This window comes from Geobacillus sp. WSUCF1 (assembly GCF_000422025.1).
In the GTDB taxonomy this organism is placed as follows: domain Bacteria; phylum Bacillota; class Bacilli; order Bacillales; family Anoxybacillaceae; genus Geobacillus; species Geobacillus zalihae.
In genome coordinates this window covers 1-8352 of record NZ_ATCO01000059.1, presented here as the reverse complement: position 1 = coordinate 8352, position 8352 = coordinate 1, and the positions used below count along the sequence as shown (strand labels likewise).

The following is an 8352-nucleotide window of genomic DNA, read 5'->3' as shown; positions in this document are numbered from 1 at the left end:
ATATGTCCGGTCATGGACGGGCGCGGCCCGCTGCTTCCGAACGAGCACGAGAGCCGCCTCCTCCAATCGGTCCATCGTCACGTCTTTCCATGTGCCGAAAAACGGCGCAAGTTGAAACCATTTGCAGTCTTGCAGCGTCTGGGCTGATTTTTTTCCAGACAACAAATGGTACACCGCTGCCAGCGTCCGTTCACCGTTTAGGCGGCGCAAGCAGTGGGCAAGCAAAAACGAGGCGTAACCGTGCCGCATCTTTGATTCCTCCCCCGCCTCTATTGTAACAAAAATTGCACAAGCCGTTTGCAATGAAAAAGCGATTTTGGAACAAAAATAAACAAGGGGCATATGTGTAAAAATACAGGAGAGCAATTTTTTAGTTGAAAAGCGGGGCGAACGGTCTTATTATAAAAGTGAAAAGTTCATTTCCGAGCAGGCAACACGGAGATGACCCGTCCGTTTCCAAAAAATTGGGGAGGTTCGATTTTTATGCCAAAGTATACGATTGTCGATAAAGAAACATGTATTGCCTGCGGAGCATGCGGCGCGGCAGCTCCGGACATTTACGATTATGACGAGGACGGCATTGCCTACGTCACGCTTGACGACAACCAAGGGATTGTCGAAGTGCCGGACATTTTAATCGACGATATGATGGATGCGTTTGAAGGCTGCCCGACCGAGTCGATCAAAGTCGCTGACGAGCCGTTTGACGGCGATCCAAATAAATTCGACTGAAATCTCCCCTCTTGCCGAATCGGCAAGAGGGTTTTTTGACGAAAGCGTGAAAAAATGCCATTTGACAAGTGGCGCGCCGCAAGGGAACATGCTACAATAAGATTGTCTTGCCCGCCCTGCGCGCCGGCGGGCGAGTTTTCATGCGTACATAACAACCAAAAAAGGAGGAACGGGTTGTGGCATTCGAAAATAAAATTGTCGAAGCGTTTATCGAAATTCCAACCGGCAGCCAAAACAAATACGAGTTCGACAAAGAGCGGGGCGTTTTCAAACTCGACCGCGTCTTGTACTCCCCGATGTTTTACCCGGCTGAGTACGGCTACTTGCAAAATACGTTGGCGCTCGATGGCGACCCGCTCGATATTTTGGTCATCACAACGAATCCGACATTCCCGGGCTGCGTCATCGATACACGCGTCATCGGCTTTTTGAACATGGTCGACAGCGGCGAGGAGGACGCCAAGCTCATCGGCGTGCCAGTCGAAGACCCGCGCTTTGATGAAGTCCGCTCGATTGAAGACCTGCCGCAGCACAAGCTGAAAGAAATCGCCCACTTCTTTGAACGGTACAAAGACTTGCAAGGCAAGCGGACGGAAATCGGCACATGGGAAGGGCCGGAAGCTGCGGCGAAATTGATCGATGAGTGCATCGCCCGCTACAACGAACAAAACAAAAAATAATCGCCTGAAGCGTTGTACATCCAACGCGAACCTCAGCTATTTCCGAACAATCCCGCCTATATCTTTGGATATGGGCGGTTTTCTTTTGGAAACACGAACATTCCCCAAAACAGAAAGCGTTGTCATTGGTATGACTTCTTCGCTTTCCATTGACAGAAAGCGCTTTGCTATGTTAAATTATCAGAAATTTAACATCTTCGAAACAGAAAGGGGCACCTGCTGTGGTTCGCGTACTCGTTTCCGACGCCATTAGCGAAGAAGGCTTGGCGCCGCTCCGCACATCGGCGCACATCGACATCGTTCAAAAAAACGTGAGCGAAGCGGAGGACGAATTGCACACGTTTGACGCCTTGCTTGTGCGCAGCGCAACGAAAGTGACGGAAGAACTGTTGGCGAAAATGCCGAAGCTGAAAATTGTCGGCCGCGCCGGGGTCGGCGTCGACAACATTGACGTCGACGCCGCGACGAAACGCGGCATCGTCGTCATTAACGCGCCGAACGGCAATACGATTTCCGCCGCAGAGCATACGTTTGCATGATGGCTGCGCTCGTCCGCCGCATCCCGCAAGCGCACATTTCGGTCAAATCGCGGGAATGGAACCGCTCGGCGTTTGTCGGCAACGAGCTGTTCGGCAAGAAATTGGGCATCATCGGCTTCGGCCGCATCGGATCAGAAGTAGCAAAGCGGGCGCGGGCGTTCGGCATGACCGTGCACGTCTACGATCCGTTTTTGACGAAAGAGCGGGCGGAGAAGCTCGGCGTCTCCATCCATTCACTTGATGAGGTGCTGGCAGCCGCCGACATCATCACCGTTCATACACCGCTGACGAAAGAAACAAGAGGCTTGCTTGGCACGGAAAATTTGGCGAAGACGAAAAAAGGGGTATACTTAATCAACTGTGCTCGCGGCGGCATTATCGATGAGCAGGCGCTCATTCCGTTTTTGGAAAGCGGCCATGTCGCCGGCGTCGCCCTCGACGTCTTTGAACAGGAGCCGCCGGGCGACCACCCGCTGCTGGCGTTTGATAATGTCATCGTTACGCCGCATTTAGGGGCGTCGACCGTCGAAGCGCAACTGAACGTCGCCACCCAAGTCGCTGAAGAGCTGCTCCACTTTTTTGAAGGGCAGCCGGTCACATCATCGATCAACCTGCCGGCGCTGTCGAAAGACGTCTATGAGAAAATTCAAGCATTCTATCATTTAGGCCGAAAGCTCGGTTTAATTGCATCGCAGTTTATGAACATCCCGGTTCAAGAGTTGTCGGTCACCTACGCCGGCACGGTCGCCGATTTGGAAACGACGTACATCACTCGCAGCTTGCTTGCCGGCTTCCTGCGGCCGCGCGTCGCTTCCACCGTCAATGAGGTAAACGCCGCCATGGTCGCCAAAGAGCGCGGCATCACGTACGGCGAAAAATTCTCTGATGAGACGCACGGCTATGCAAACTGCATTTCGCTCACTGTCCATGGCGAGAACAAAACGTTTACGATCAAAGGAACGCACGTGCCAAACTACGGCGACCGCATCGTCCATTTTGACGGCGTCACGATCGATTTCGCGCCGGAAGGCCATCTCCTTTACATTCAGCACCACGACCGCCCGGGGATGATCGGGAAAGTCGGGAACGTGCTCGGGGCGCATAACGTCAACATCGCCACGATGCAAGTCGGCCGCCAAGAAGCGGGCGGAAAAGCCATGATGATCCTATCGCTCGACAAACCGGTCGATGACGCGGTATTACAAGCGCTGGCGCAAATTGACGATATTGAAACCGTCAAACGGCTCGAAGCGTAACGAAAACAAAACAAGCAGGGTTCCCAAACGGGAAGCCTGCTTTTTTCATCGTTGGCGGCGCAGCGCCTTGCAACAGGCGCTGTGGCTGCCTTCTGTGCATGGCGGCCTGTTTCCGCCGTCCATTCCGCTTAACCGAGCGGCACCGCTTTCCGCTCGCCTTTCGAGAACGTCATGAGTTCGGTATAGCCGACGCTGCGGGCAAGTTCGACCGCCTTGTCAAAGTCGGCGCCGACATCGCCCGGCACGTGCGCATCGGATGACAGCACGATCGGAATGCCTTTGTCGTAGCACATTTTCAACAGCCGCGGGTCGGGATACAGTTCGCCGACCGGCTTGCGCAGCCCGGCGGTGCTGATCTCAACGCATGTTTTCGAATTGGCGAGCGCTGTCGTCGCCCGGTCGTATTGCTCAAGCAAAAACTCTTCATCTTCCGGAACGTATTTAAAAATTTTCACCAAATCCAAATGGCCGATAATATCAAATAAGTTCGACTCGGCGAGCGTTACGACTTGATCGAAGTATTTGCGATATGTATCATACAAATCGCGCCGTTCCCATTCACGGCGGAACTCGACTAAGTCGATGCCGAAATCGTCGACCCAATGGATCGAACCGATGACATAGTCAAACTCGTACGAGCGGATAAACGCGGCCATTTCCTCATGTTTGCCGGGGGTGTAATCCATTTCAATCGACATTTTCACGTCGATTCCGGCATCCCACGCTTCATGGAACAGGCGGACATAGTCGGCCATATCGTAGCACCGGCGCGCCTCCACCCACGGGTTGGACAAAATGTTTTTCGTTTGGTAAAAATGGTACGCATGCTCGGAAATGCCAAAATGCTGAATGCCTTTTTTCGCAGCTTCATCGGTGAACTGGCGCAAATAATCGAGCGTCAGCGTCCCCCGCTCCAAATGGTTGTGATAATCAGTCAGCACAGTGTTTCTCCCCTCCTGCTGTTTTTTTCATTATAACGCATCACCGCAAGAAAGGACAACCATTTGGCGAATCGTCATCCAATCATCCGTTCGCGCCGACGAGAAACAACAGCCCGACGCATACCGCGACGCCGGCGACCGCCAAGAGCCGTGTCATGAGATCATCCATCTGCCACCCCTCCTTGCCTTCTTTGCGCCATATATGTCTTATGCCAACATCATCCCCGATAGAACAACAAAGTGAAGATCGTAACAAAACGACGCAAACGGCGGCTACCGGCCGGCCGCCATCAACAGAGCGTTCGGCCCGGCCGGCACGCGGATTCGCGTTCCAACCGGGTACGGGCCCAAGTTCGACAAACCGTCAGCCGCGAACGTCACCTCACGGAAGCCAAACTCTTTCGCTGTCAGCAGCACAGCCTCCGCCATGCGCGCCGCGTCCTCCGCACGCGGCTGAGCGGCCAGCTGAATCCGGACCGTCGCATGCCGCGCATCCATATCAGCCAGCTCCACTTTCACTCCCGGCGGAATGGCCGGCTCGAGCCCGCGGATCGTCGATGTTTTCATCTGCTTCAGCGCCTCCGGAAACGTGCGGGCGCTGACCGGCGCCGGGACGAGCACTGTATAGCCGAACGAAGCGCTGTTTTTATAATACATTCGCTGCCGCTCCTTGATTTTTGTCGCTTTTACCATTCCGAGCGCCGGCAACTCAAGCCCTTCCTTCTCTCCGGTGAAAAAGCGGAGGCGCCGCTCCCCCATTTGCCGCGCTGTTTCGACGAGAGCGTCGACAAACAGCTTCTGCTCTTTGCGGTTGGCCGAAAACACACGGTGATGAGCCGGGACGTGCACCATCCATTCTCCCGTCCCCCCGGCGGCCGGCTGAATGACCACTCCATTAAACCAAGCGGACGCCGCCCGCAGCGGAGAGCGCCCAAGCACGCGCAGCGCTGCCGTGAACCGCTCTTCGGGGGCCAATCGGCCGCTGAGCGGAACCGCCACTGGCACCACACGGCCGTTTGCCTCATCAGGCAAGCCGACCACCATGACGCCGGCATCTTCCTGTGCCGGCGCCGCATCAGCGGCCATTATCGTCTCGACTTGGGGGGAAGCGCTCCCGGCTCGCAGCATTTTGACGGTCGAGGATCGCTGCTGCTGTTCCGCGCGCTCCGGAACGGCCGCATTCATCCCGACGGCAACAACTGCAAGAAAGAGGGCCATCGACGCCGCCGGAAGCCAGCGCCGTCTCCAGCGCATCTTGCGCTGGGCGCGCTGAAGCCGTTCGTAAACAGCCTCTTTTGTGCGCCGGTCTTTCACCAAGGGCAGCTGCTCAAGGTTATGTTCGATGCATCGCTCATTCCAGGGAAATTTTTTCATGCCGCCACTCCTCCCGTTCGGCCTCTTCCTCCATATATTGTTTCAGCGCCTTCAACGCGCGATGCTGCGTTGTTTTCACTTTGCTTTCCGTCCAGCCGAGCGCAGCCGCCGTTTCAGCAATCGACAGCGACTGGATGAACCGGAGGACGAGCACAAGCTGTTGGTCGACCGTGCAGCGCGCCAAGCAGCGGTACATGAGTTGAATTTCCTCGTTTTGAATCGCGATTTCCTCCGGCATCGGCTCGTCGGCGCCGAGCTGCTCCTCGCTCCACTCCGATGCCTTCACCCACTGGCGCCGTTTTTGCTTGCGAAAAAAATCGATCGCCACATGGCGCGCAATGGACAGCAGCCACGTCTTTTCACTGCATTGCCCTTTAAACCGTTTGTACGAACGCAGCACTTTCACATACACTTCTTGCACTAAATCTTCGGCATGCTCTCGATTTCGCACCATGTAAAACAAAAAATTAAACAAATCATCGTGATATTGTTCGTACAACTGTTCAAAAACGGGGTCCATCGTGTCTCTCCCCCTATTCGTTTCCATGGACCAAAGCCGAACCATTCCGTTATCTTCATGATAACGGGTTCCATACAAAAAGGGAACCATTTTTTTGGACGAAAAAGGAAGACGGCCGAGCGAACCGGCTATCGCTCGGCAAAGAGCGGAAAAAAGAGGCGGCCGGCTTGCTTCCGCAATGCGCCCTCTGCCGCCCGGTCATAGCTGATCAAAAACGACGTCGCCGGGCCGCCAGAGGCAAAAAGCGGCAACGGGCAGGCGCAAGCCCGCCCTTGGCGGCCGTTGGCGGCCAACAGCTGCATCCATTCGTAGTAAATGCCTTTGGAACCGATCGGAACGAGCTCATAAACAGACGGAGAGGCGAGAAGCTCAACAAACAGCGAAAGCGGCGCGACCCATTGAGGATGCGCCAGCACAGCCGGGCCGACGAGCGGGCGCCGATGACGGCAAACTTCGCTCCCTCCGGCGTGACGCCGATCCGCTTCCGTTCGGCCGCCACCGTTCCGACCGCCATCACGCCAAGCGCTGACTGGACGGTGGAAAAATTCGATTCCGTGCTGCCGGTGACCGGAAGGCGAAGGGAAAGTTCATGGCACGCTCGTTCAATGCCGCGGCAAAGCGCTTCCCATCGGTCATCAGCCACGAAGTTTTGCAAGATGACGGCGCTCGCTTCCGCCCCGACGCTCAGCAACTCCATCAAGGCGACGCGGGCGGCAAAATATGCGACCGTCTCCGCGGGAGCATATACCGCATCGCCCGGCTTCTCCCCGACCGCCGCCGAGCCGTCTGCGGCAATGGCGAGCTCTCTGCCATCAGTCAATGGAAGGAAGAGCACATCACGCATGCGGCGCCCCCGCCTTCGTCATCAAACGGGCAGCCGCCGGGGCAACGGCCAGCGCGATCAACACGTTGGCCAAAGCGGCGGCGGAAAGCGGCGGAATGACGGCAAGGACAAACGGCCAGCCGAACGAAACCGCAAGCGGCAGCGGTGCTAACAACGCATTGCCGATGAAAAAGGCGGCGGCGCTGCCCATTTTCCATCCCCGCTGATGCAGCACGGCGAACAGCGCGCCAAGCCCGGCCATTTCCAATGCGACAAGCCAATGGAACGGGCCGAGCGGCCACCCGCCGACCACCGCCGAAACGAGGTGCCCCAGCCCTGCAACCGCCGCTCCGGCGCGCGGACCAAGGATGGCGGCGGCAACGAGTGCCGGAGCGCTGTCTAACGCGATGCTGCCGACAAACGTCGGCAGCTTGATGAACGACCCGGCAACCGAAAGCGCTAAACAAACAGCCATCCAAGCCAGGCGGCGGCTCATTGCTTCTCCTCCTTGTCGCGGAACACGATGGCGCTCCGCTCATATTCGACATCCTTCACCCCTGAGCGGGCGTTCACAACCCGGGCGGCAGCGAACAAATAATCGGACAGGCGGTTCATATATTTCAGAACAACGTCGTTGATCGGCTCCGCTTTTTGCAACGAAACGATGCAGCGCTCCGCCCTTCTCGTCACCGTGCGCGCCAGATGAAGCGCGGCAGCGGCCTTCGATCCGCCCGGCAAAATAAACTTCTCAAGCGGCGGCGCCTCTTGGACATAGGCGTCAATGCGCTGCTCCAAAAAGGCAACCATCTCCTCGGTCGCTTTATACGGCAGCTTGCCGTTGACGATGGCCAAGTCGCCGCCGCAGTCAAACAGTTCATGCTGAATTTTTTGCAATTCGGCGCAAAGATCGCGAAACCGTTCATCGTCAGCGAGCAGGGCCAGCGCCCAGCCAATGAACGAGTTCGCTTCATCGATCGTCCCATACGCCTCGACGCGCAAATGATCTTTATCAACGCGCCCGCCGACTAAACTCGTTTTTCCTTGGTCTCCTGTTCGCGTATACAATTTCACTTTTCCTCTCCCCCTTATTTCAATCGTTCCGCCAGTCCGCACCAAATGCGGTCGACGCGGCAGCACAAGGAAGCTAGTCGCTGGTAGCACATTCCCACGGCGTCGCGCCAGCGCCGTTCTTGTGGATCAACCGGAACAACGCCTTGCGTCACATCGGTGCCAATCCAGACGACCGTGCGGCCGGCCGCTCCTTCCTCCCACTGCTTCCAAGCGCAGAAAAACCGCTCCCATTCCTCTGGGTCCGGAAGGCGGCGGATGGCGGCTTCGAGCCCATCCAAGACAACTGTTTTCGCCGTCTTGGCGCCATCCGGCCACCCGTATGAATCCTGATAGCCGTCATGCCATACGATATGAACACCGTCGCTTATTCCGTACCGTTCCCGCACCCATTTTCGCTTTCCTTGGAACGCACCGCC

General features: G+C 56.5%; 8 protein-coding genes and 3 pseudogenes. 3 read left to right on the top strand and 8 right to left on the bottom strand.

From position 1 onward, the window contains the following. A pseudogene (locus I656_RS09645) lies at positions 1-249 on the bottom strand (Rrf2 family transcriptional regulator); the annotation flags it as partial. 234 nt (positions 250-483) lie between these two features. Here I656_RS09645 and I656_RS09650 point away from each other — a divergent pair. From I656_RS09650 to serA, 3 genes and pseudogenes are all read left to right on the top strand, one after another. Next, positions 484-732 carry a ferredoxin gene (locus I656_RS09650; protein ID WP_008879661.1) on the top strand — a complete coding sequence of 83 codons (249 nt, stop codon included), beginning with the start codon at positions 484-486 and terminating at the stop codon, positions 730-732. 176 nt (positions 733-908) lie between these two features. Continuing rightward, positions 909-1412, top strand: coding sequence for an inorganic diphosphatase (locus tag I656_RS09655; protein WP_020754674.1), 504 nt, complete (start codon positions 909-911; stop codon positions 1410-1412). Between the two features lie 221 nt (positions 1413-1633). Next, positions 1634-3207 (top strand): annotated as a pseudogene (serA, locus tag I656_RS0115280) (phosphoglycerate dehydrogenase). 128 nt (positions 3208-3335) lie between these two features. Here serA and I656_RS09660 read toward each other — a convergent pair. The 7 genes and pseudogenes from I656_RS09660 to I656_RS09690 all read right to left on the bottom strand — a co-directional run. Continuing rightward, positions 3336-4148 (bottom strand): histidinol-phosphatase, encoded by an 813-nt coding sequence (locus I656_RS09660; protein ID WP_020754670.1) that lies wholly within the window; start codon positions 4146-4148, stop codon positions 3336-3338. A 273-nt stretch (positions 4149-4421) separates the two neighbouring features. Beyond that, positions 4422-5522 (bottom strand): hypothetical protein, encoded by a 1101-nt coding sequence (locus I656_RS09665; RefSeq protein WP_020754668.1) that lies wholly within the window; start codon positions 5520-5522, stop codon positions 4422-4424. Further along, entirely contained in the window at positions 5500-6042 is a 543-nt protein-coding gene (gene sigX, locus I656_RS09670) for an RNA polymerase sigma factor SigX (RefSeq protein ID WP_033005303.1), read from the bottom strand. The genes I656_RS09665 and sigX overlap by 23 nt, the downstream gene beginning before the upstream one ends. Positions 6043-6170: 128 nt before the next feature. Beyond that, positions 6171-6886 (bottom strand): annotated as a pseudogene (locus tag I656_RS09675) (AIR synthase related protein). Further along, positions 6879-7361, bottom strand: a complete 483-nt coding sequence (locus I656_RS09680) for an ECF transporter S component (protein ID WP_020754665.1) — start codon at positions 7359-7361, stop codon at positions 6879-6881. Before I656_RS09680 ends, I656_RS09675 begins: the two are co-directional and overlap by 8 nt. After that, positions 7358-7936, bottom strand: a complete 579-nt coding sequence (locus I656_RS09685; RefSeq protein WP_033005302.1) for a cob(I)yrinic acid a,c-diamide adenosyltransferase — start codon at positions 7934-7936, stop codon at positions 7358-7360. Before I656_RS09685 ends, I656_RS09680 begins: the two co-directional genes overlap by 4 nt. 14 nt (positions 7937-7950) lie before the next feature. Continuing rightward, positions 7951-8352, bottom strand: a 402-nt coding sequence (locus tag I656_RS09690) for a bifunctional adenosylcobinamide kinase/adenosylcobinamide-phosphate guanylyltransferase (protein ID WP_020754663.1), incomplete at its 5' end; no start/stop codon positions are given.